This window comes from Paenibacillus agaridevorans, from assembly GCF_018604145.1.
GTDB lineage: Bacteria > Bacillota > Bacilli > Paenibacillales > Paenibacillaceae > Pristimantibacillus > Pristimantibacillus agaridevorans.
Map to the genome: position 1 here is coordinate 8,247,780 of NZ_CP075889.1, position 23,553 is coordinate 8,271,332.

Genomic DNA, 23,553 nt, shown 5'->3' on the forward strand with positions numbered 1-23,553 from the left:
TCCATATGAAGGTTCGGAGGGATCTATTTGAAGGAAAAACCAACGTTAATGGACATTGTGTGGCGTGTGGTGCTTTATGCCTGGGCGCTAACCATTTTATTTCCTTTAGTCTGGGTTATTTATGAATCGTTAAAAAGCAATCCGGAGTTTTTTCAAGATATATGGGCGCTGCCTTCTGAATTTAGATGGCAGAACTATTCGAAGGCTTGGAATCAATACGGTTTTGGCCAATCGCTCTTAAATACGCTCTATTATGTTGGCGGAAGTCTAGTGCTGGGACTCTTCTTTACGACCATTAACGCTTATGCGCTTACTCGAATGACATTCAAAGGAAGAAAGCTGATTTGGGGCTTGATTATGTTGTCCCTGTTCCTGCCTGGCATCAATGCGCTTGTGCCTCAGTATGTCATTATGAGGGAACTGGATTTGACGAATAGCTTAACCGGATTAATACTGTTGTCCAGTTTGGGCGAAAGCGTGTTCTACCTGATGTTGCTTGGAGGATTTATGAGTTCTCTGCCTGTGGAGCTTGAGGAGAGCGCAACGATGGATGGCGCGACATTATTCCAAAAGTTTTGGCGCGTTATTGTTCCGTTGTCTACACCGGGAATTGTAACTGTCGGCGTATTCAAGTTCCTGGGCTTCTATAACAATTTCTTGGCGCCGTTCATCTATTTGAGCGATCCTAAGAAATATCCCATTGCGGTACAAATGTATTCGGCCAATAAACAAATGGAATTTACTGCAGATTGGGTAACCTTGTTTGCCGGCGTAACCATTGCAATGGTACCGTCCATTATTATTTATATTCTATTCCAGAGACTGCTTATGGAAGGTGCGACCATGGGCGCGGTGAAGGGATGAATGTCATGCATCAGGTACAAGCGAAGTATAAGCTGATTGCGCTGGATCTGGACGGGACTCTCCTGACAGATCGGGAGCAAATAACGGATGAGACTAAAAAATGGATTCAATATGCCGTAGACAACGGAGTGAAAGTCATATTTTCTACCGGAAGAGGCTTGCAAACCGCGAAGGGCATCTGGGATGAGCTTGGTCTCGACTCCCCGATGGTGCTGCTCAACGGCGCAGAGATATGGGAAGGGCCGGGCAGGCTTTATAAACGTTTCTTTATTCCTCGGGAAACGATTCGCCGGATCCATGCAATTGCTGCCGAACGAGGCGATTGGTATTGGGGCTATAGCGTAGAAAGCCTGACAGGCGCCAAGGACTGGACGCCGGAGATGTTCGAGCGGGATTGGATGAAATTCGGCATCGGCTGTCAAGACCAGAAGAAGCTTGCGGGACTAAAGGAAGAGCTGCTCAGCTTTGGATCGCTTGAGATTACCCACTCTGCCCCCGTCAACATGGAGATTTCTGTGCAAGGCATTACAAAGGAAAGCGGAGTACGCCAAGTATGTCAGATGCTGGGTTTGTCTATGTCCGATGTCATCGCCATGGGGGACAGCCATAATGACGCGAAGCTGCTGAAGGCGGCAGGTCTCGGTGTGGCGATGGCCAATGGAGAAGAGCATATCAAATCCATAGCGGACGTCATCACGGCTACCAACAACGAGGATGGCGTCGCTCAGGCGATTCGGAAGCATCTATTCCAAATCGAATAAACGTGGCAAATGTACGCATGTAGAGACAGAGGGGAGAACTTACAGATGAATGTTCAATCGAAAGAGATCAATTTAGATCAACTGGGCGACCCGATATACCAGGAGACAATGGAAGGCGAACCGTTGAGATGGCATTCTCCGCTCGAAGCGCCTTTTCATATCGCGGGCTTCCCTTGGCTTGCGCAGGATGGGATTTACAGACGCCTGCCCCTCGCTTCCGGGGCCGTCTTGCCGCCTGCGGTTGATACGCTTGCTTATTGTACGGCAGGCGGGCAAATTCGCTTTCGCACGAATTCTTCGAGGCTGGTCATAAGGGTGCGTCTTGCCGGACCGTCCAATATGTATCATATGGCGCCTACAGGGCAATGCGGAGTTGACTGCTATCTTGGAGAACCGGGAGAGCAGAGCTTTATAACCGCGGCCAAATTCAAGCCAACGGAAAGTGAATATGAATCAAAGCTTTATCGGTGGGATACAAAAAAAGAGGTGGCCGTCACCTTAAACTTACCGCTCTATCAAGGGGTAGAAGAGGTGTGGATTGGGGTGGATCAGGATGCCGACATAAGCGCTGCACCTGCCTATGCAAACAATAAACCCGTCATTATATATGGAACTTCGATTACGCAAGGGGGATGCGCCTCCCGGCCGGGTATGGCTTATAGCAATATTCTCAGCCGTATGATTCCGATGGAGTTCGTCAATCTTGGCTTCTCGGGGAATGGAAAGGGCGAACCGGAGCTTGCGCGTATTATTTCGGAAATCGATGATCCGGCGCTTATTATTCTTGATTATGAAGGGAATACGGGCGAGGCCGGAAATATCGCACGAACGCTGCCTGCATTCATCCAAATATTAAGAGAGCGTCAGCCCGAGGTTCCTATATTAGTAGTCTCCAGGATCAGCACTGCCGAAGACCAGTTCTATAGGAAGAGAAGGGAGCTTAATGATCGCCGCAGGCTGATTCAGATCGAGAATGTGGAACAGAGGCGGAAAGAAGGTGACCATAATATCCATTTCGTTGACGGTCTTAAGCTGCTGGGCAATGATTCCGTCGAAGAATGTACGGTTGACGGAACACATCCGACTGACCTCGGATTTATGCGCATGGCACAATCGCTTGAGCCTGTCATTAAGTCATTGTTGCGACTGTGATGAACAAGATAGTTGAGATGAACAGCCTTCGGACTTCATGTTTTAGTTTAGAGGCTGTTTGTTGATCGGACAGACACCTGTTATACCATTTTAGCCGAAAAAAGGAGAGGATTTATGTGAAGTCTCAAAAAAGAAGACTGCCTTTTATTGTGCTGGCCTGTATCATTGCGGGGGTTGTTAGTCTTTGTTACGGCATGTTGGTATTCGCGTCTTCGGAGAAAGGGGGAGTTGTTTCTGTCAAAGAGAGGGCCGAGTACTTGGGAGCCTCTCTGTACAAAGGTCATATGCATACCCATACCTCTCTTAGCGACGGGATATTGCTGCCTGACGATGCTTACAATTTTGTGAAAGCAAATACGGATTTTGATTTTTATGCAGTGACTGAACACGATGTGACTTACGACATCAGTACGGGCAGTGATTTTATTACGAATGTACAGGACTCTTATTCGGAAGAATACAAGCTGCTTCATGAGCAATCCGATGCTCACAATCGTGATAACGAATTTATTACGCTGCCTGGTACGGAGGTGACTTGGTATGATGAATCGGGCCATATTAACTTATTTAATGCCCCATGGTTTGCAAGAACACATGGAGTAGGCGCGGATGGCACTTGGGGCTGGAGCGACATCAAATACGATTTGCCAACCTTTTACGCAAGGCTTGCCCAAGATCCTAACGCGATTGCTCAGTTTAATCATCCGCGCTCGTCGGGAAATTGGAGCTTTAATGAATTTAAACACTATAACCGGGATGTTGACAGAAACCTGAACATGATGGAATACAAATCCTCCAATGATTTTGCGATCTATACCAAGGCGTTAGATCGAGGCTGGCATGTATCCCCTGTGTTTGGCGGAGACGAGCACAAAGGAAATTGGGGGATGGTACAGCCCCATGTGACCGGAATGTGGGGGGATAATCTCACAAGAGAAGGTCTTTACGAGGCGATGCGAAATCATCGCACCTATGTATCATTTGATCGTAATTTAGAAATGGCGGTTTCGGCAAACGGTCAGATGATGGGGGCGATCCTTCCAGCCGATACAAATGAAATTAGTCTTCATATACGAATAAACGACCCTGATGCTACTGATCATTTGGATAAAGTCGTTGTGTACAAAAACAGCGGCGAAATCGTCAAGGAGTACGGCAATATTGCCAGCAATCCATTTGAAGTGCAAGAAACCTTTGCAAGTACGGATGGGGACTATTTCCTCGTTAGAGCTTTCCAAGGGGACGGCGAAGAAGCTATTAGTGCTCCAATCTGGATTGGCGAGGAAACGAGGGGCACGGTGCATGCGCCTGAAATTACGGTGCAAGGACAGTATCCGGATACGATTAAGCTTGGGGATCAAGTAGAAGTGCTTAGCGCTTCGGCGACGGATAATCGCGGTCAATCTTTATCGGTGGAAGCGATCGTTCTTAATGATAAAGGAGAAGTAGCTGTTGCAAATCGGCAATTCAAGGTCGAGATGTACGGGGAATATTTCATTAAGTATGTAGCAACCGACTCTCAAGGAGATACGCGTGTTGAACTTATCCGATTGCTCGTTGATCAACAAACGCTGGATGCCGATAAAATATTAAATGAATTTCAACCTATTGTTAATGTAGGTGCAAACGAACATGAAGTTGGCATCAATTTGGTGACGGATAAGGCATTAGAAACGTCGTATGTTCAGTTTAAGCCGGAGTCGGAGGCGACGTGGGACAATGCTGAAGCGGTCCAGGCGGAAGTTTCGTATTTTCAAGTCGCCTATGGCGATACGTTTGCCAAGAGCAACTATCGCGTGCTTGCAGCTCATGAAGCGAACTTAACAGATCTCGATTTAGGGACAACCTATGACTATCGATATGGAGCTTCGCCGACGGGACCTTGGAGCAGCAGTTATAGCTTCAGGACCGCGCCAGCCACAGAAGAAGCCGTCATGTATGTGATGGGGGATCTTGAAGTTCCCGATCGCAATCCGGAAAGCTTCCAACTCTTTACGGATATGTTGGACATTCTGCGGGAGAAAAACGCAAACGGACAGACCGTGATTCAAGTCGGCGACTTGGCCTGGCTAGGCGGCAATCATTATGCTTGGAACGATGTGTTTAACACCATTTACAACAACGATCTGGCTCTTGTTTCTGCTCATATTGTCGGGGATCGCGAACATGCGACGGAGCGGAAATTCGGGCCGTACTCCGGATTTTTTAACCTGCCGAAGAATGGCGGAGGCAGTTATCGGGAAACGAATTATTCATTTGACAATGGCGATATGCATATTGCCGTTCTGAATTCTATGGTGGATTTCGACAAGCAGCTGTCATGGTTGGAAAAAGATTTGCGGGCAACCGATAAAAAGTGGAAAATCGTCATGGGGCATTATCCTTATTATGGCGGTCAATCCGGCGATGAAACCGGGATGGAGATGATGAGAGCGAAATTGTCTCAAGCATTCGAGCGGCTTGGCGTTAGCTTGTACATTGGCGGTCATGATCATCTGTATAAACGGACAACGATACGAAACGGTGTAAAAGATATTTCGGAAGAAGCGATGAATCTAGGTACAACTTTTGTGACGGTTGGTTCATCGGGTCCAACGTTCCATGATAATAAATCATTTGACTGGGATCATATCGTTTATGATGAAAATAAGCAGACAGGCGTTATTTTAGAGTCAAACGATCAATCCCTCACTTTGAAAGCTTACAATAGCGACGGGGTAGAAATTGATTCATTTACGATGAAACAACCTGAAAATGTTTTGAACTTAACGAGCGCCATTATAGAAAATAATGTCTTGAAGGGCGTTGGGGTTTTAAATTACCCGAGCGGGGTTGAACGTGTCACCGTTATCGGGGAGAAACGTGATCATACAGGCGAACAGCTGTTGGAGACGGTTATTCAGGAAGCGACACTAGAACATCTCGGACGTGAACAAATCATCTTATTGGACAATCCTCTTGCATTTGGCGATGAACATACGATCATCGTAAGACTGGTTAATAATCCAATCGATAGAGAGCCGTTAACGGACCCGTTAATCGCTAAAGAAGGAATGCTGGGCGATGGTTCGGAAGAAAACCCATATCAAATCAAAAGTGCCAACGGACTTCATAAAATACGTGAGTTCCCGGACAAACATTTTATTTTAGATCGGGACATTGATGGAAAGGGTATGTTTTTTGAAGCAATTGGCGCGAATGACACCCCATTTACCGGGACGTTTGATGGGCGGGGACATTCGATTACAGGCGTTGTTGTCTCCTCGGGCGGCGCGGGTCTCTTTGCTATTAATGAAGGGACGATTCGAAATGTAGGTATAATCAATGCTGACATTGATGTACGCCGAAGCAATGTTGGGATCCTGGTCGATCAGAATGACGGAATCGTGGAATATGCTTACAGCACCGGATCTATTAGAGGCAATTCTACAGTTGGCGGGCTTGCGGGCTTCTCGAGCGGTATCGTAAAAAACAGTTATTCTACAGCTCGCGTCAGTGCACGAGGCAAGCAAGCCGGCGGTATCATTGGGATTACCAATCGGGGCAGCGTAACCGAACAGGTCTATGCCATGGGAGCCGTTATAGCAGAGGAGTCAAATGCCGGCGGTATCAGCGGATACGGATATAACAATACGGTCATTAGAAATAGTATGGCATTAAATCCGTCAGTTGTTACAGGTACGGCATCCAATCGCATTGTCGGCAGAGTGTTAGCCGGGGATACAGCCACTTTAGTCAATAATTACGCCGATGAGAACATGTTCGTTAGCAGCGAGAATGTTACAGTGAATGATCCGAACAATGAAAAGGGTCAAGGGGTCGGTTCACTCGTATTCGCGAAGCCATCCTTTTTCATAGAGACCCTCGGCTGGGATTTCGATTCGATCTGGACCTGGAGTGAAGATGCCAAGCGTCCATTGCTGCAAAGCAATTTGGAGCAAATTAACGAAGACAATATGCCTAAGCCGAAGCTTGATCAGAACGAAGACGGATATTATATCATCCGTTCAATTAGCGACTTGGGGATTATTTCTGAATTTCCGAATGAAAATTATAGATTGGAAAACGATCTTGATTTTGAAGGGAAGCTTTTTGAACCCTTGTTTAAGGGGACGCCTTTCCTTGGCATTTTTGATGGAAATCATAAATCGTTATACAACTTTAAATCGGAAAGCGGCGGCTTGTTCCATCTAAATGGCGGGACGATTAAAAACATAGCTATGGTAGATGCAAGCGTAACTGGCGGGAGTAATATAGGCATACTCGTTAACACGAACAACGGAACGGTAGAAAATAGTTATGCAACGGGTTCGATCGAAGGCTCCAGCACTGTGGGCGGTCTAGCGGGCTATTCCAATGGCATCGTGAGAAACAGCTATTCGACTGCAGATGTAACGGCCCAGCTGAACCAGGCTGGCGGTCTGATCGGAATTACAAACTCAGGCAGCTTGACGGAAAACGTGTATGCATCCGGAGCCGTTCAGGCGCTTAGAAGCAATGCAGGCGGAGTGACCGGCTACGGCTATAATGATACGGTCGTCAGAAACGTTATGGCTCTTAATCCTTCAGTCGTGACGCCGACGATGGCGAACCGTGTGGTGGGACGAGTTCTTGCCGGGCATACCGCAACGCTTGAGAATAATTATGCGTTCGATGGCATGATCGTGGATAAAGAAGGAGAAACTATCGCCGCTGCCAATAATAGAAAGGGTTTAGGGCTATCAAAGCAACAAGTCGAAGACCCTATTACGTATACCGATAGACTGAATTGGGATTTTGAGTCGGTCTGGATGTGGAGCGATTCGTTAAAGCGTCCGGTATTAAGCAGTAATTCTGAAGAGGCGAAAGAGCCTGTCGTGCCATTGGAAAGAAATGAAGCAGGTTATTACAAAATCAAATCCATAGCTGATCTGAACGTGATGGAAAGCTTCCCGGCGGAAAAATATATTTTGGATCAGGATTTGGATTATTCCGGACAGCCGGCCGAATCACTATTTAAAGTGGTTTCCTTCACCGGCGTTTTCGATGGCGACGGGAAAAAAATAGTTAACTTTAATTCCGCGAGCGGCGGCTTATTCCATCTCAATGGCGGAGTGATCAAAAATATCGCTATGATAGATGCCAGCGTCACTGGCGGGAGCAGAATAGGCATACTCGTCAACACGAACAATGGCGTGTTGGAGAATAGTCTTTCAACAGGCTCCATTACAGGCTCCAGCACAGTGGGCGGGCTAGCAGGCTATTCCAACGGAATCGTCAGGAACAGCTATTCTACAGCGGATGTAACCGCCCAGGCAAGTCAGGCCGGCGGACTAATCGGCATTACGAACGCGGGCAGCTTGACGGAAAACGTGTATGCGTCCGGAACCGTTCGGGCGATTACGAGCAATGCGGGCGGAGTGACTGGCTATGGATACAATGATACGGTCGTCAGAAATGCCATTGCTATAGGTCCTTCGGTTACGGCTCCAACGATGGCGAACCGTGTAATGGGACGCGTTCTTGCGGGGCACACCGCCACTCTCGAAAATAATTATGCATTTGACGGCATGATCGTTAATAAAGAAGGTGTTGCTGAGGGAGCATTAACAACGCTTAAAGGATTAGGTCTATCTGAAACGGAGATAGAGACTCCATCCACCTATACAGACAGATTAGGGTGGGACTTTAACGCGATCTGGAAATGGGATGATGTTGCTAAACGTCCTGTTTTACAATCGGTATCGGAAGGCGACGAAGAAGAGCCCGTTACCCTGATTGAGCTTGAGCTCGAAGGAGCGGCTGTACTGATCGCTGGAGAGAGCGATCAAACGACGACCACTGCAGTATACAGCGATGAAAGCCGTGAAAAGGTAGAGACGGACGTCACCTATACAAGCAGTGATCCAAGTATTGCGGAGATCAGCGCAAGCGGTGCAGTAACGGCAAAGGCGGAAGGAAGCGTATTTATCACGGCAGAGTATAAGGGCCTGATTTCATCTTATGAGCTAATCGTTCTTAAGAAGGAAGTTCAGCCTGAGTTGATTCGGTTGGAGCTTAGCGGAGCGGATCCGCGTATGCAGGCGCATTCTACCTTAAGTTTAGTCCTTACTGCAATCTACGAAGATGGAACAAGGCAAACGATAAGCGAAGGCGCAATGTATACAAGCGGCAAGCCGCAGACGGCATCTGTATCTGAATCTGGCGTTGTAACCGCCCACCGTCCAGGTGCAGTAACGATTACCGCATCCTACCAAGGAAAAACGGCTAGCTATAAGGTGAGAATTAACGCAGCGGGCGGTATTTCCTTTACTCCGTAGCTATGCCCCATTATTTCTATATAAAATGGAGGAAACAGAATGAAAGCGGCAAAGCCACTTGTAATCGCGCATCGCGGTGCTTCGGCGGAGGCTCCCGAAAATTCTTTAGCGGCATTTATGCTAGGTGTCAGGCAGGGATGCGGTATGATCGAGCTGGATGTTCATCTTACCAAGGATAAGCAGGTCGTCGTTATTCATGACCACACATTAGATCGCACGACTAATGGCGCAGGCGACATCGCTAATCTAAATTACGAGGATATGAAAGGTTATGATTGCGGCAAGTGGTTTAGCGATCAATATGCCGGGGAATATGTTCCTTTGCTTGAAGAAGTGTTGACGAAGGTACCTGCAAATGTACAGTTTAATGTGGAAATAAAAGCGGCTGGAACGCCCGGAATGTTAGAAAGCTTAATTGACGTATTAAAAAAAACGGACCGGATCGGAGGTACGGTCGTATCATCGTTCCATTATGGGTGCTTGGCAAAGCTAAAAGTAGTATTGCCTGAAATTCGTATTGGCTTGCTTTACGATCGCGAGGCTGCGGATTTCAAAAGGTTCGAGAACGAATCGGGAGTTGAGGTGTTTTCGCTGCATCCGCACCATTCGCTTGTAACAGAAGCCTATATGGATATTGCAAATCATGCGGGCAAAACCGTTTATACGTGGACAGTGGATGAAGAAGCGGATTTGAAAAGACTAATTGAATTGGATGTAGCAGGCATTATTACAAATAAGCCCGAGTTATTAAGAAGGGTGCTGGAACAATAATCGAGCATTAGAAGAAAGGGCCATCTCATGGCCCTTTTCTAATGAATAAATCCCCATTTCCATGTAGGCAATGGCGAAAGGATGATAGGCAATGTTAATGGAGATGGAAAGCGTGTGGGAGATATCCTGGCTGGATTTAACCATCCGTATGGTTTTATCGGCGTTGCTGGGCGGCCTGATCGGCATAGAACGCGAATGGAGCAACCATGCGGCGGGCTTCCGTACGCATATTTTGGTCTGTCTCGGCTCTACAACCATCATGCTCATGTCTAGCTACGGCTTTGGTCAATTTATCGACGAAGTCAATGTCCGAGTCGATCCTGCAAGGCTGGCGGCGCAAGTGATTAGCGGCATCGGTTTTCTGGGGGCCGGCGCGATATTGCGCAATGGCAATGTGATTAAAGGATTGACGACGGCGGCATCGATCTGGACGGTGGCTGCGATCGGTCTCTGCGTAGGCGCAGGCTTTTATACAGGCGCGCTGGTGTGTACGCTGATGGTGCTGATCAGCTTGTATGTTCTTAACAAGTGGGAGAAGGTGTTGCTGCGCAATCGTCGGTACCAGTCCATCGAACTGAAGGTGATGGACAGCCCCGGATTGTGGGGGCGAATTGCCATGGTGTTCGAAGAGAATAACATTCGAATATCGAATCTGATGATCAAGCAGGAACGGATAGAGTTCCGGCGCACCGACGAAACATCGGATCCTGATGGGGATTACACAACGCTTCAGTTCAAATTGAAAGGTTTCAAGGCCAGCGATTTTCTGAAGGCGATGGAAGAGATCATGAAGCTCGAAGGCGTTCTGGAGATCGATTCTGAAAGCGTGCTCTTTGTGGACAAGCAGGCTGCCAAGCTCCGGGGCAAGGGCAAAAAGATCCCGGTTTCTTCGTAGCGATATCCGCAAAGACTCCCGTCCGTTCAGCCCGCGGGCGCCGATTGTGATACAATAGTGCAACAAGCAAGTCTGAGGGCGGAAAGAGGGCAAGGGGAGCATGAAGGGGAACAACGATTTTCTGTCGCGCAAAAAAAGGGAGCTTGGCGTCGAGCTAAACGAAGTGCAGCGGAAAGCCGTCCTGCAGACGGAGGGACCGCTGCTTCTGCTGGCTTCGCCTGGATCCGGCAAGACGACGACGATGATCATGCGCATCGGCTACATCATCGAAGAGAAGGGCGCGGACCCTTCGCGGATCAAGGCCGTGACGTTCAGCCGGGCGTCGGCGAGGGATATGAGGGACCGGTTCGCCCGGTTTTTCCCCGCGCTGCCTCCCGTCGATTTCTCTACCATTCATAGTCTCGCGTTCGAGATTGCGAGAGAACGGCTGTGGAGAGATGGCACGTCGTATCAGATTATCGAGGGCAGGACCGAAGAAGAAGAGGACGGGGAGGCGCTCGGCGAAGAAGGGCTTCCGCTGCACAAGCGGATCATTCTGCGCAACCTGTTCAAGCGCGTAAACGGCGAGAATATAACGGATGATCAGCTGGAGGAGCTTACGACCTTTATCAGCTATGCTAAAAATCGAATGATTCCCGAGGCCGACTGGGACTCCGTTAAGACGGATGTCACGAATGCCGGCGATATTGCGAGGGAATATGAGAATTTCAAACGTACTGGTCATGCAAAGAGGCTCATCGATTTCGACGACATGCTGACGATCGCCGAGGAGGCGCTGGAACGGGACGCCGCCATGCTGGCGAAGTACCAGCGGCGCTACGACTACGTGCTGACGGACGAAAGTCAGGACACGTCCATGGTGCAGCATGCGATCGTCGAGAAGCTGGTCCGGGGTCATCGGAATCTGTGCGTCGTGGCCGACGACGATCAGTCGATCTACAGTTGGCGGGGAGCGGAGCCGTCCTATTTGCTGAATTTCAAGGAGGTTTACCCCAAGGGCGCGATCCTCTTTATGGAGCAGAATTACCGGTCGGACGGGGGCATCGTGGAAGCGGCGAACCAGTTCATCAAGCGGAACAAGAATCGTTATCCCAAGAACATGTTCACGAAGAACGAGACGGGAGACAAGCCCAAGTTCAAGCGATTCTCGGACTACCGCAAGCAGGCCAAATATCTCGTGAAACGGCTGCAGCGGGAAGAAAAGCTGTCCGAGACGGCGGTGCTGTTCCGCAACAATGCTTCGTCCATCGTGCTGATGAACGAATTCGACCGCGCGGGCATTCCCTTCTATATGAAGGATGCGGACAACCGCTTTTTCTCCCACTGGGTGGTGGAGGACGTGCTCAACTTTATGCGGATGACGTTTACGGATCGGCGCGCGGATCTGCTGGAGCGCATTCATCTGAAGCTGAACGGTTACATCAGCAAACATCAGATGGCGGTGCTCAAGGAAATTGACAACAACGAGTCGGTGTTCGACAATCTGCTGCGATTCGTCAAGCTGCATGACTACCAGACGAAGCCGATTGCGGATGCCAAAGAGACGTTTCAGGGCATGCGGGGAATGCCGCCGAAACAGGCGATCGCGGTCATTCGCGGACGGCTGGGATACGAGAAGGCGCTGGAGAAAATGTGCGAGCGACTGGGTTTCCGCAAAGAGTATTTGATCGGCATTCTAAACACGCTGGAGGAAATCGCCGACGGGCTGGAGAGCATGGAGGACTTCGCGGCGCGGCTCAAATATTTGGAGACGTTGCTCCGAACCGCCAAGGGCAGGCGGGGGCAAAATGCCGTCACCTTCTCCACGTTTCATAGCGCCAAGGGACTGGAGTTCGACCGCGTCTATATGGTGGATCTCATTGACGGCATCATCCCCTCGTCGGAAGATGCCAAGTATGCCGGACCGCACAAGAAGGACGGCGGCACGGGCGAGCAGCCTCTAATGGAAGAAGCGGTACGGCTGTTCTACGTCGGCATGACGCGGGCGCGCCATCATCTGGAGCTGATCTCGTACAGCAAGCGGGATGGCGAAGAGACGGCGGAGTCGTCCTTTATGGAGGCGATGCGCGATATCGTGGAGCCGGAGAAGCGTGCGGCGGAGGCGAAAGCCGTCGTGGCCAAGCGGCTGGCGGCAGCGGGCGGGGAACTTGCCGGCGGCGGTCCCGGCCGCGAGGGAGCGCGCGGGTGGGATTCCGCGGGCGAAGAAGGCGTCCGCCGCTGGGCGGGTTCCACGGGAGGAGGCGCGTCGGCTCGCCGCCTCAAGGCGTCGCTGGCTCCCGGCGTACCGACTGTGACGACGACGGAAGGACGGCCGGGCGGCTCGGGAGCGCAAGGCTCGGGTCGCGGCCGCGACAGCGCGTCGGCTTCGTCTGGGAGCCGGGGCGGCGGGGTTTTGCGCGACCGAACCCAGCTCAAGGCGGGTTTGTCCGTGCATCATCGCGTGTTCGGACCGGGCATCATTGCCAAGGTGGCGGGAGACGGCATCGAGATTCTGTTCGGCGAGACGAACATGAAGTCGCTGTCGGTCGCGATGTGTCTGAACAAAGGACTGCTGGAGCCAATCGACTAAGTTGTAGTACACTGATAGAGACAGTCTTGTCTAGATGGCAGGGCCACAGTAGAAGAAAGCGAGGTGCTGCCAATGCTTCCGATCGACCCATCGGTCATTCAGCAACGAATTGATAGCATGACGGGAGATCCTCTATATCTCCATTTGGAACAGACGACGGGCGCATATGCCGCACATTTCGATAGTTCCAAGCATCCTGCCGCAAGCTTCATCAGCAATATCATCATCGTTTATTCCCATGGAGGCATCTCCGGGGGCGGCCCTTACCGGGTCGGGCTTAAGATGGCTCAAGGCTGGGTGTATTGCGAAGGACTGACCCATTACGAAGAGACGGAATCGGATCGGCTGATATTGGCCGGCCATGACAACACGGGCAAGCTGGTCGTTGCGCTGCAACTGAGCCCGGAGCCGTTCGGAAGGGAGAGATAGACATGGCAGAAAGGATATTAGTGCTGCTGCCGCATCCGGACGACGAAGCGTACGGCATGTCCGGAACGCTGGCACTGTACGTGCGGGAGGGTGCCCAAGTCACTTACGGCTGCCTGACGCTCGGAGAGATGGGCCGCAACATGGGCGTTCCGCCATTTGCGAGTCGCGTGACGCTTCCGGCCATCCGCAAACTGGAGCTGGAGGAGGCTTGCCGTGCCATCGGCATTCAGGATCTCCGGCTGCTCGGTTTCCATGACAAAACGATCGAATTCGAAGAGCCCGAGCTGCTGGAATCGGTCATCGCGGGACTGCTGGATGAGGTTCGCCCGACATTGGTCTTTACCTTCTATCCCGGCTACAGCGTCCATCCCGACCATGACGCCACCGGTGCGGCGGTCGTGCGGGTAATTGGCAGGATGCCTGCCGAAGACCGGCCCAAGCTGCTGTGCGTCGCATTCTCCAAGGACCATATCGTCGCGCTGGGCGCGCCCGATGTTCAATACGACGTGCGGGAGACCTTGCCGCAGAAGGTGGCTTCCATCTCCGCGCATCGATCGCAGTTCCCGTCCCCGGCCAAGATGTCGAAGGCCGATTTGGTGGAGCGATTCGGCACGGAGCGGTTCTATACGTATAAGTTTAATTAAAGCAGCAGAGGGCCGGCAGGCTGTTCAAGCTTCAGTAGGAGGTTGAACAACTGCCGGCCCTCTTTATGATCAAATGCGCCAAACATGCAGACAGAGGACGAAGGAACGCTAATCCAGCAGCTTGAGCTCCTTGGCTTGCACGATTGCTTTGGTGCGCCGATTCACTTTGAGCTTGGCGAAGATATGTTTCACGTGCACCTTGACTGTGCCAACCGCGATGACAAGCCGCTTGGCGATCTCCTTGTTGGACAGCCCGAAGGCGAGCAGGGCGAGCACCTCCAGCTCGCGCTCCGTCAACGGCTCCTCGATGGGATCCGCAGGCTGCTCCGTCGGGTCCTTGCCGCTGACCGAATCGTCCGTCTCGCAGTCTTGTCATAGGACGGATGGGAAAGCATCCACATCATCAGCCCTTGCGAAGCCAGCGCTTCCGCGTGGGCAGCTCCTCCTCGACTATCACGTCCGCTCCCAGCAAGGGACGGATTTCCGGAATCAAAGCGGCGATGACGCCGGCGACGTTGCCGAGCGACCGGAGCAGCTTGTCCCGCCAGAGCGCGACGACTGTTTCCGACTCGCCAAGCAGCTGGCGAATCAGGCCGCGGAACGCTTGCACGACGGGTTCGTAGGGCACTCCCGTTGCAAGCTGCTCGAACTTGCAGGCGATAAAAAAATACGAGTCCGCGAGCCTTCCGTCGCGGAACGTCTCTTCGATCAGCCGGGTTTTGCCGATGCCGGCTTCCCCGCATACGTAAACCGATTCGGACGACCCCAGTCAGACGGAACGGAATGCGCTCTCCAACTGAGCGGCTTCAGCGTCCCGTCCATAGAAGCCGGGCGTGCCGCTGTTCAAGGGCGGAACCGTCCGCTCGCAGGCATTTTCGAGTGCAGCGATCAGACTTTCCGCCGTAGCGAAGCGATTATCCGGATTTTTGTCCAGCAGCTTTAAAACAATCGTTTCCAGAGATTCGGGAAGTCCGTCGACGGCTTCCCTCAGGGGAGGCGGACTTTGGGCAAGGTGCAAGTATATCCACCCGAGCGGGTCTTGCGCCTGGAAAGGAGGAGAGCCGGTCAGCATTTCGTAATAAATAATGCCCAAAGCGTACAAGCTGCTCCGTGCGTCCTCGTCGCGTCTCATGCGTCCCGTGCGCTCGGGGGAGCAGTACGCCCAAACGCCGTCTTCAAGGGGGGCTCGCTGCCGGAGCTGAAGCAACATCGCGTCGCCCTCGCCGGTTACGGCAATCGTCTCGGGTCTTACGTCGGGCAGCGGACAACCTTGATCGCGGGCATTCGCGAGAGAGACCGGTCTGTACCTCCTAGTCTATCGCGGCCATCCTTCGCTGTAAAGCCGGAATATAGTTCGCGAAGCACAGAAAAAAACGCCAGGAAGGACGAACTTCCTGACGCGCTTGGCAGATGGAGCGATTCAACCGGCAAGTCCGGGCCCGAGAGCTATTCCATCAGGTTGTAGCCGCTAATCCCCGCCAGGATGGCAGCGACGACGGCGACAACGAGAAGCAGAATGAAATACCACTTCGTAAACTTGAGGCCGACCGTCGCGTTCTCCCACCAGAGAATGCCGTATAAGATGATCCCCGCCAACAGGATCAAGCCGAATGTAGCAAGAGCGAGTACCATAACGCTTCTGTCCTTTCGCGAACAAATTTTTTGACTTTATTATCGTAATGAAGATAAGGGATCATCGCTATACCTCTTTCAGGGTATATTTCAGACGATGCGGGGGTCGGTGGAGAGCAATATACTCCAAAAGGGGGATGGCGCGCCGGCTTCGCGCATTCTATGCTAGGGCGTGTCTGAATACTCCGAGGGGAGTGGATTTTCAGACACGACCTAGCCTTTTTGAGGAAGAAAGAGAGGTGAATGTTATGGAGATTGCTCTGGAGGTTTCCCGAAAGAGAAGCAGGCGGATGCGCAACGGGGCCATCGCCGTTCAGGCTGTGTATGTGTTGTCCTTGCCGATCTGGTACGTCGTCTCCCTATTTTCCGTCATGTTGTTCGATGATCCTGCTGCGGAGCATTTTTGGCCTGTCCATGTATTTTATTACAGCATTCAAAGCTACCCCTATGTTGTAATCGCAACAATTGCGGTCTCTTGGCTGTTGTACCGCAAGCGCCGTCTCGTCGCGTTCGCTTGGATGAACGTCATCCCCGTTGCGTTTGTGCTGCTTGGCATGCTCCCCATGTGGATTTGGGGCGATTAGCGAATGAAATTACCATCTTAATGTAAAAAGCGGCAGCCCGAAATGTTATCCGAGGCATGCCGCTTTTTTTGAAGCCAGGAAATGATGCAACCCTGGTAACGAAAGACACCCGGTCGATGGCCAATTGCTGCGTTTCGAAACCGATATTTCCAAAGTCATTCCTTGCCCAGGTCCGAGCGGCCTCTTCTGGACCTAAGATGCGGTAAACGTTGTCGCACTCGCCTCCGTATGCCGCGCGTCCAGCTGCCTCTGTACGTTCATCCTTACCTCTTCGATGCCTGCTTGCTTTAGCTCCTCGTTAAACTTGGGGAGGATCGAGTCGACATCGACGGTACCGGTCATTAGACTGGAATAATATTTCCTCCATACCCCTTCGATATTTTCGATTTGGGCGGTCAGCTTGGATAGATCGGGAGTAAAACCGAGCACGGCAGACTTGACGGTTTCGGCATTGTACTCACGAAATTGGTCCCATTTATCGAGGGGTTCCGGACTATCGCCCCCCATGGTTCTCAGGATAAACCAGTTGCCCTGCGTATATTGGACTCCCGCATAGCTTGCCGGCGCGTCCGGAATCGGGTTGCCGTGGCTGTCCCTGCCGGGAATCGGGACCGCTTGCCCTTGTTCATTAAGTTTGTAATGCACCCCTTCGATCCCGTAATTAAATAAGTTTCTTATTTCGGGATCGGTATTGAGCAGATTGAGAAACTGGATGCTTTCCATGGGATGCTTGGTGTTTGCATTGACGGCCATGATGCCTCCGCGGACCGCTTCTGTCGTGACGACGCTGGGGGTTACGGGGTTTGATACAACCTTGTAGCCGCGATCCTTGCTCCAGGTCGTCTCCGAGAGCGGCCCGCCGCCGGAGGACTTCCAAAATACTTTTTCCCCGCGCTTAAGTCCGCCAGGCTCCCGGAGCGCCGCGTCTTTGTTAATAAACCCCTCTTTATAATAACGCCGCAACGTATCCAAAACCTGCCGTGCTTCCTTTGTTTCGAAGATGTTCACGACCTCGGCGTCGGGATCCAGCGATTTCACCATTAAAGGAATTTTATGGTTCATGACATATTCGTAGCCATACAAAGCAAAGAAATTGTGCGAATCCCGATCCAGCTCCATGGGGAGATAGGCAGGTTCATTTTGCTGTATCATCCGGAGCAAAGGTTCAAGCGATTCCAGCGTATTGTACTTCGTAATGTCGATATCGTATTTTTGTACGATGGAAGCGGGGTACATCCAATGGTCGCGGACGGCCAGTTCTTTATTGGTCGGCACCCCGTAGATGCCTCCGTCATTCATTTGCGCACCTTGCCAAAAGGTAGGGTCTATGGTGTCGTACAAATCCTTGCCCAGACCTGCAAGATAGTCGTCAAGCTTTAACCATGCGCCGCGCATGGCGGTAGCCGCATAGTTGGGCGCAAAAGCGATGTCGAAAGGAGACCCGGCGGATATAAGCGTGTTCAGCCGTTCTTCATACTCCTGCCAACCAATCTTGATATAAGTGATCGTCACGCCGATTTTGCGTGCCATGATTTCGTTTATTTTATCGTTTACGAGCTTTAGATCCTTGTCGGGTTCGCCAATCGTGTAATAAATCAGATTAACGGTTTCGCCGTCATAGTGATCGTAGTATCTGCCAGACTGCCTGGAGCAACCGGTCGTATACGCTGCAAGCAGCAGGATAAGACTGATTGTCAACATACATTTGCGGGTAGAGTGCGTGAGCATCGATAATCTCCTTTCCGCCAAGCTCGTCGTTAACCTTTTCCCCGCAGATCCGAGGGAGATTTTCCAAAATAGCTATGAAAGTGCATATAGAAATAATTGAGATTGTTATAGCCGACGGAAAGCGCGATAGAAGAGATCTTTTCATCCGACGCTTGAATTCGTTCTTGCGCGAGGAGCATTCGGTAAGCCATAAGATATTCCGAAAATTTCATTTCGGATTCTTTGAGAAATAATTGTCCAAGATAGGTGCTGTTCATCTGAAAGCGCTCCGCGATCGATTTTAAGGTGATATTTTGCGTATACTCCGTTTTAATCATCAGCAGAATGCGGTTGAGCAGCTTGGATAAGCTGTCATAGCTTACTCCTAGCACGGGATCCTTGTTCAAGCTTTCGTTTCTTGCATTGCCGATCGTGCCATGGAGATCCTCGACGATGATTTTTTCTATCACCCGCTGCAGCTTTGTACGATCTACGGGCTTGAGCAAGTAGTCTTTGACGCCGCAACGAATCGCTTCTTGGGCATACGTGAATTCGCTATACCCGCTCATGATGACATATTTGGTTGGGATTTGGAGCTCATTGAGTCGGAAGATCGTTTCATAACCAAGATTTTTGCCAATGCACACATCAAAAATAGCGACATCCGGCTGCACATCCACAACCATGGACATGGCTGCCTCCGTGGATTCGCATGTATCGATCCGACTGAACCCGTATTGCTTCCAGTCCAAGATGCGCTTCATTCCCTCCAAAATCTGAGGTTCGTCATCGATAATCAACAGTTTGTACATGTTCGATCACCTCTTTTGAAATCCGTGCGGAAATTTTAACGCCAGCTTCCTCGTTATTTTCGATTTCGATAGAAAAGCTTTTGCCATAAAAGAAGTGAAGCCTTGTATAGACGTTGCGTAAACCGATACTGTCGGAAGAAGGATCGTCATGGCTCGAAAGCGTTTTTTGAACCGCATGCAGACGGTCCGCATGGATACCGTGCCCGTTATCCACGAACTCCAATATATAATGTTCTTCAGCTTCCCAGCCGTTAACGACATACAAGTTAAACTCGCTGCCGGCGTTAAAGCCATGAACGAAAAAGTTCTCAGCCAATGGCTGCATCCAAAATTTTACGGTAGGGATCGAGAGCAAGGCCTGGTCTACATTAATTTGATAAAAAAACCGTCCCGGATACTTAAACTCCATAATTTCCAAGTATTTCTGCAACAACTCGAGTTCGCTTGCAAGCGGGATGATATTTTCCTTTTTGACAATTTCGCGAAAGAGCGCTCCTAGCGTGGCGATGGCATCGGCGGTGTCCCTGTCTTGATTAACAAGGGCGGTAGAACGGATAACCTCTAACGTATTATAGAGAAAATGAGGGTTGATTTGGTTCTGAAGCGCTTTCATTTCGGTTTCTTGCTGTTTGAGCTTTAACAAATATTCATTGCGGATATGTTTATCCAATTGTTGAATCATATCGTCTAATTCCCTTGCGATCATGCCGTATTCGTTGCGACGGTAACGGGCAGGGCGATTGGGAGTGAAATTGGCCGTTTTTACGCGTCCGATCGATTGAATGATACGGTGCAAGAAGCGGGAATCATCTCGCAGATTGTACACGATGAGCAGCAGCACGCTGATCATGGTCGTTAAGACGATTAGAAAGACGGTAATCAGCATGTTGGCATGCTGCCTGATGAGCATAGATAAATCAACGATGCTGACGAATTTGAAATTGAACTTGGTGGACGTAAAGGCGATAAAAAAGTTATGATCTAAAAATCCTTGCGAGATATAACCATGACCGGGGCCGTTCGCCGCTGCCAGACGGGATAATTCCTTTAACTCCTGGTCCTGTTCGTTGCCGATCAGGTAGATTTCGCGGGAGGCGCTGACTGCAGCGGCCTTTCCCAAACGATAATTGGCTACGGATTTAAAGATTTGGTCACTGCTGACCAGGAAACGAAGCTCCCCTAATTCTTTGGAGCCCTGTGCGGGATCCGATAATTTTTTGCGGTATACGAATCCCTTTAGAAGGGTATCGCGGAAAGCTTCGTCCGTATTGGGAATACCGAACTTGTAGCTTGCAATTCCGTTATCGCTAAAGCGTACGACATTGCCGTATTTGTTCGTATGCAGACTCACCTGCGTGATCCCGCCTTGCGCCCAGTGGTACAGGTAGGTTTTAATATCCTCCGGGAAGGATACCCAAGGCTGCGAGAATTGGCTGTTTTGCAGACTGTCGGTTAAATAGCCTTCGACGCTGCTGCTTAAAAAGCTGCGTGCATCTTCCATCAGACTATGATTGGAGTAGATGCGCTGCATGTAGGCCTCGATTCGGTCGGCATCATACTGGAGCTCGTTCTCTACGCTCGTGAAAGCATTAGCGGCTTCTAGCCGGGCATCGCCGATCCATTGATTCAGCAGCATTGCGCAGGTCAGAAGGCCAAGCGCAAGACCAATGATCACGACGAAGATGACATAGGCGATAAACTTGTAACGATAAATTTTTATTTGCAGAAAAGAGCCCATAGAACACCTCGATTGCGGCAGCTCAAAGGAAGTAGGTAATTACCCTACTACTTTATCATGATTGGCGAAAGCTTCATAGACAGCACGGTAAACAAGAAATAAGAAACATGAAACAAGAAACAAGCATCCCATACAAAGTGTCTTCATATGGGATGCTTATTCATTCAATTATTTGAAGTAGGCGTTAATTTGCTCTTGAGCGGCTTTCATAATCGTGTCCATGCCGGCGGACTTTAATTCCGCAGTAATCTTTGGAATCATTTTCTCCGGGTCGGATGCGCCCGTAATGAGTTCATATTTGTATTTATCCCATACCGCTTGGGAATTCGCCAATTCGGTCTGAATGTTGCCGATGTCCAGCGCGAATCCGAGTACAGTGGAAGAGATCGCCGCATCGTTGAGCTTTTTAACCTGATCCCATTGATCCTCGGGAGCGCCTTTGGTAACCGCCAGGTTAAAGAAGGTGCCTTGGGAGTAAGCAGCCAGCGGCCAAGTATCCGAAATACGCTCGATTACCTTTTCGCCATTGACGTTATTATAGTCTACGCCTAACTCGCCGAAAGCCAGCATATTGCGCAGTTTTGGATCCGTATTGACTAATTCGAGGTACTTCAACGCTTCTTTCTTATATTTCGAATTGGCGGAAATCGCGTTCAGGGAGCCTTGGATCGTGCTCGTTGTATAGATCGGCCCGAAGTGCTGAACCATACTATACTTTTCTACGGCATCATTGATTTGCCAGCTTATTTCTGCACCCGGGAATGCCTGAGCGGCAAAAAATGCTCTGCCTTTGTCATTTTCGGTTTTGGTCGGAGCATCCGGGTTGATAATGCCATCTTGATACCATTGATGCAGGAGCTTTAAATTGGCCATAATGTCAGGCTGCTCGAGAACGGAGACGACCGTGCGCGATTCATCGTCTGTTCTTACACCAATTGGAGCGAAGCCCAGCGTTAAATCGTCATAAGTGTTAAAAAATCCGTTTAAGCCTTCGCCTTGCGTCATTGGCAACGGGTAGAAGCTTTTGCCCTCGCCGGACTTCATGCTGCGCAGCGGCCCATCCAGGTCCTGCAGCGTTTTGATGCTGTTAATATCGATATTGTATTTTTGCACGTATTTATCGTCGAACACCCAGTATTGCGTTAGCGATGAATCCTTATAGGTTGGAACGGAATAATATTTGCCGCCGATTTTTGTCCCGTCCCATACCTTTTCCGGAATCAATTTGTATAAGTCGGGCGTTTCGCTTTGAACCAGATCCGTGATATCGGCAAAAGCTCCCATAGCGGTCTGTTTGCTGTATTTGCCGCTGTTTGTGAACATGATGTCAAAGGGTTCGCCCGTATTCACGATGGTGTTTATTTTGGTATCCCATTCGCCCCAGCTGGCTACTTTAATATCGATTTTTACGCCGATTTTCTCTGCCGTGTACGCGTTCATGGCATCGATGGCTTTGTCGAAGTTGTTAGGGACTTGGCCGCCGATGAGCCACCAGACCAATGTCGGAATTTCCTTGTTGGGCGCTTCGGTTTTCTTAGGCGCGTCCGTGGCCGACTGCGGTTCTTTTGTTGCGGAAGGCATGTTCGAGCCGGAGCAGGCTGCCAAGGCGGCCACCAGCAACGTGAGAATGCAAAGCGCAGAGACGAGCTTCCAAGACTTCTTCATTTCATTTCCCCCTTTTGGAAGTGGTATGGCTGTAACGGTCGTGCATTGATCTATGAGAAATCCTCTATCGAGGCGTCTCAATGATGTGGTTTATTTCTCATCCTTTGACGGCGCCGATCGTTAGTCCGGAAATAAAATATTTCTGAAAGAACGGGTAGGCGAAGGCTACAGGCAAAACGATGATAATGGCTACGGCCATGCGCGCGGATTCCTTCGGCATCGTTGCGACAAGCACGGCGTAGCTGACGCCCATGCTCGCGGCATTTTTGGCAAGCGCGTCCACATTGCTCATCAAGCTATTTAGCAGCGCCTGCAGAGAATAGAGGTTCTGGTTGTCGATATAGAGCATCGATTGGAACCAATCATTCCAATAAGAGAAGCAGAGGAACAGTCCGATGGTAGCAATGACCGGCAAGGAAATCGGCAGGATGATGGAAAAGAAGATCCGCTGTTGGCTCGCGCCGTCTATTTCGGCGGATTCGACCAGTCCGTCGGGAATCGTGCTTTTAAAGAAGGTTTTGCATATGATCACGTTGAACGACGACACGGCCAGCGGCAAAATAAGCGCCCAGACGCTATCTTTTAGCCCTAATAAATTTGTGTTGATGAAGTAGCTGGATACCAGGCCGCCATTAAATATCATGGGGATAAAGACAACCCAAGTCAGGAAGCCGCGCAGCTTGTAGGAGGGGCGTGAAAGCGCATAGCCCATGGTGGTGGTAAGCAATACGCCAATCACGGTGCCTGCCACGGTAACTAGCGCGGATACGCCGAAAGCCCGCAGAATCATGGTTCCTTGCTGGACGACAAAGGCGTAAGCCTCTCCCGACATGGCAACCGGAAACAAGTGGTAGCCCGTCTCGCGTATGGAGTTTTCGCTGGATAAGGAGATGGATAAAACTACAATGACGGGTATGACGCAGAGCAGCGCCAAGATGATAAAGTTCAGGTTAAAGAGGATGTCTACGGCTTTGCTGGTACGGTTGAATTTTTCGAGGCCCGTTTCGTAAGTCGTTCTCGTCGCCAATGTC

The 23,553-nt window shown here is 50.4% G+C and carries 19 protein-coding genes; 10 read left to right on the forward strand and 9 right to left on the reverse strand.

Annotated features, from left to right (window positions below):
* Positions 1–27: 27 nt before the first annotated feature.
* The 9 genes from KJW29_RS32885 (at position 28) to bshB2 (ending at position 14,384) form a co-directional block, all read left to right on the forward strand.
* Positions 28–864 carry a carbohydrate ABC transporter permease gene (locus KJW29_RS32885; protein WP_214627780.1) on the forward strand — a complete coding sequence of 279 codons (837 nt, stop codon included), beginning with the start codon at positions 28–30 and terminating at the stop codon, positions 862–864.
* A complete protein-coding gene (locus KJW29_RS32890; RefSeq protein ID WP_214627781.1) occupies positions 861–1,625 on the forward strand; it encodes a Cof-type HAD-IIB family hydrolase in 765 nt (254 codons plus the stop codon). Before KJW29_RS32885 ends, KJW29_RS32890 begins: the two co-directional genes overlap by 4 nt.
* A gap of 45 nt (positions 1,626–1,670) precedes the next feature.
* On the forward strand, positions 1,671–2,777 hold the full coding sequence (locus KJW29_RS32895) for an SGNH/GDSL hydrolase family protein (protein ID WP_214627782.1): 1,107 nt from the start codon (positions 1,671–1,673) through the stop codon (positions 2,775–2,777).
* Between the two features lie 116 nt (positions 2,778–2,893).
* Positions 2,894–9,076 carry a CehA/McbA family metallohydrolase gene (locus KJW29_RS32900; protein ID WP_246608480.1) on the forward strand — a complete coding sequence of 2,061 codons (6,183 nt, stop codon included), beginning with the start codon at positions 2,894–2,896 and terminating at the stop codon, positions 9,074–9,076.
* Between the two features lie 39 nt (positions 9,077–9,115).
* Entirely contained in the window at positions 9,116–9,847 is a 732-nt protein-coding gene (locus KJW29_RS32905; protein WP_214627783.1) for a glycerophosphodiester phosphodiesterase, read from the forward strand.
* 91 nt (positions 9,848–9,938) lie between these two features.
* Positions 9,939–10,742, forward strand: coding sequence for an MgtC/SapB family protein (locus KJW29_RS32910; RefSeq protein WP_246608481.1), 804 nt, complete (start codon positions 9,939–9,941; stop codon positions 10,740–10,742).
* Positions 10,743–10,842: 100 nt separating this feature from the next.
* Positions 10,843–13,311: an ATP-dependent helicase gene (locus KJW29_RS32915; RefSeq protein ID WP_214627784.1), complete on the forward strand. Its 2,469-nt coding sequence runs from the start codon at positions 10,843–10,845 to the stop codon at positions 13,309–13,311.
* 72 nt (positions 13,312–13,383) lie between these two features.
* On the forward strand, positions 13,384–13,740 hold the full coding sequence (locus tag KJW29_RS32920) for a YojF family protein (RefSeq protein ID WP_187103791.1): 357 nt from the start codon (positions 13,384–13,386) through the stop codon (positions 13,738–13,740).
* 2 nt (positions 13,741–13,742) lie between these two features.
* Positions 13,743–14,384 carry a bacillithiol biosynthesis deacetylase BshB2 gene (gene bshB2, locus KJW29_RS32925; RefSeq protein ID WP_214627785.1) on the forward strand — a complete coding sequence of 214 codons (642 nt, stop codon included), beginning with the start codon at positions 13,743–13,745 and terminating at the stop codon, positions 14,382–14,384.
* 108 nt (positions 14,385–14,492) lie between these two features.
* On the opposite strand, the gene KJW29_RS32930 is transcribed toward bshB2, so the two are convergent.
* The 4 genes from KJW29_RS32930 to KJW29_RS32945 all read right to left on the reverse strand — a co-directional run bounded on the left by KJW29_RS32930 (position 14,493) and on the right by KJW29_RS32945 (position 16,016).
* Positions 14,493–14,681, reverse strand: coding sequence for a response regulator transcription factor (locus KJW29_RS32930; RefSeq protein ID WP_246608482.1), 189 nt, complete (start codon positions 14,679–14,681; stop codon positions 14,493–14,495).
* 106 nt (positions 14,682–14,787) lie between these two features.
* Complete coding sequence (locus KJW29_RS32935; protein ID WP_214631426.1) at positions 14,788–15,153, reverse strand: AAA family ATPase; 366 nt, start codon at positions 15,151–15,153, stop codon at positions 14,788–14,790.
* Positions 15,154–15,594, reverse strand: a complete 441-nt coding sequence (locus tag KJW29_RS32940) for a protein kinase domain-containing protein (protein ID WP_214627786.1) — start codon at positions 15,592–15,594, stop codon at positions 15,154–15,156. It abuts the gene before it with no gap.
* 236 nt (positions 15,595–15,830) lie between these two features.
* The gene (locus KJW29_RS32945; RefSeq protein ID WP_214627787.1) at positions 15,831–16,016 is read right to left on the reverse strand and encodes a hypothetical protein; all 186 of its coding nucleotides are present in this window, start codon (positions 16,014–16,016) and stop codon (positions 15,831–15,833) included.
* Between the two features lie 239 nt (positions 16,017–16,255).
* On the opposite strand from KJW29_RS32945, the gene KJW29_RS32950 reads away from it, so the two are divergent.
* Positions 16,256–16,600, forward strand: a complete 345-nt coding sequence (locus KJW29_RS32950; protein WP_214627788.1) for a hypothetical protein — start codon at positions 16,256–16,258, stop codon at positions 16,598–16,600.
* Positions 16,601–16,792: 192 nt separating this feature from the next.
* On the opposite strand, the gene KJW29_RS32955 is transcribed toward KJW29_RS32950, so the two are convergent.
* The 5 genes from KJW29_RS32955 to KJW29_RS32975 all read right to left on the reverse strand — a co-directional run bounded on the left by KJW29_RS32955 (position 16,793) and on the right by KJW29_RS32975 (position 23,549).
* Positions 16,793–18,328: an ABC transporter substrate-binding protein gene (locus KJW29_RS32955; protein ID WP_214627789.1), complete on the reverse strand. Its 1,536-nt coding sequence runs from the start codon at positions 18,326–18,328 to the stop codon at positions 16,793–16,795.
* 29 nt (positions 18,329–18,357) lie between these two features.
* Positions 18,358–19,119, reverse strand: coding sequence for a response regulator transcription factor (locus KJW29_RS32960; protein WP_214627790.1), 762 nt, complete (start codon positions 19,117–19,119; stop codon positions 18,358–18,360).
* Positions 19,094–20,857: a sensor histidine kinase gene (locus KJW29_RS32965; protein WP_214627791.1), complete on the reverse strand. Its 1,764-nt coding sequence runs from the start codon at positions 20,855–20,857 to the stop codon at positions 19,094–19,096. Before KJW29_RS32965 ends, KJW29_RS32960 begins: the two co-directional genes overlap by 26 nt.
* A gap of 168 nt (positions 20,858–21,025) precedes the next feature.
* On the reverse strand, positions 21,026–22,522 hold the full coding sequence (locus KJW29_RS32970) for an ABC transporter substrate-binding protein (protein ID WP_214627792.1): 1,497 nt from the start codon (positions 22,520–22,522) through the stop codon (positions 21,026–21,028).
* Between the two features lie 97 nt (positions 22,523–22,619).
* Positions 22,620–23,549, reverse strand: coding sequence for a carbohydrate ABC transporter permease (locus KJW29_RS32975; RefSeq protein WP_214627793.1), 930 nt, complete (start codon positions 23,547–23,549; stop codon positions 22,620–22,622).
* Between the last annotated feature and the right edge of the window lie 4 nt (positions 23,550–23,553).

Excerpts from the sequence above, each read along its gene's own strand:
- KJW29_RS32890 (WP_214627781.1), top strand. The coding sequence starts at position 861 with ATGAATGTCATGCATCAGGTACAAGCGAAGTATAAGCTGATTGCGCTG.
- KJW29_RS32895 (WP_214627782.1), top strand. The coding sequence starts at position 1,671 with ATGAATGTTCAATCGAAAGAGATCAATTTAGATCAACTGGGCGACCCG.
- KJW29_RS32905 (WP_214627783.1), top strand. The coding sequence starts at position 9,116 with ATGAAAGCGGCAAAGCCACTTGTAATCGCGCATCGCGGTGCTTCGGCG.
- KJW29_RS32910 (WP_246608481.1), top strand. The coding sequence starts at position 9,939 with ATGTTAATGGAGATGGAAAGCGTGTGGGAGATATCCTGGCTGGATTTA.
- KJW29_RS32915 (WP_214627784.1), top strand. The coding sequence starts at position 10,843 with ATGAAGGGGAACAACGATTTTCTGTCGCGCAAAAAAAGGGAGCTTGGC.
- KJW29_RS32920 (WP_187103791.1), top strand. The coding sequence starts at position 13,384 with ATGCTTCCGATCGACCCATCGGTCATTCAGCAACGAATTGATAGCATG.
- bshB2 (WP_214627785.1), top strand. The coding sequence starts at position 13,743 with ATGGCAGAAAGGATATTAGTGCTGCTGCCGCATCCGGACGACGAAGCG.
- KJW29_RS32940 (WP_214627786.1), bottom strand. The coding sequence starts at position 15,594 with ATGTTGCTTCAGCTCCGGCAGCGAGCCCCCCTTGAAGACGGCGTTTGG.
- KJW29_RS32945 (WP_214627787.1), bottom strand. The coding sequence starts at position 16,016 with ATGGTACTCGCTCTTGCTACATTCGGCTTGATCCTGTTGGCGGGGATC.
- KJW29_RS32955 (WP_214627789.1), bottom strand. The coding sequence starts at position 18,328 with ATGCTCACGCACTCTACCCGCAAATGTATGTTGACAATCAGTCTTATC.
- KJW29_RS32960 (WP_214627790.1), bottom strand. The coding sequence starts at position 19,119 with ATGTACAAACTGTTGATTATCGATGACGAACCTCAGATTTTGGAGGGA.
- KJW29_RS32965 (WP_214627791.1), bottom strand. The coding sequence starts at position 20,857 with ATGGGCTCTTTTCTGCAAATAAAAATTTATCGTTACAAGTTTATCGCC.
- KJW29_RS32970 (WP_214627792.1), bottom strand. The coding sequence starts at position 22,522 with ATGAAGAAGTCTTGGAAGCTCGTCTCTGCGCTTTGCATTCTCACGTTG.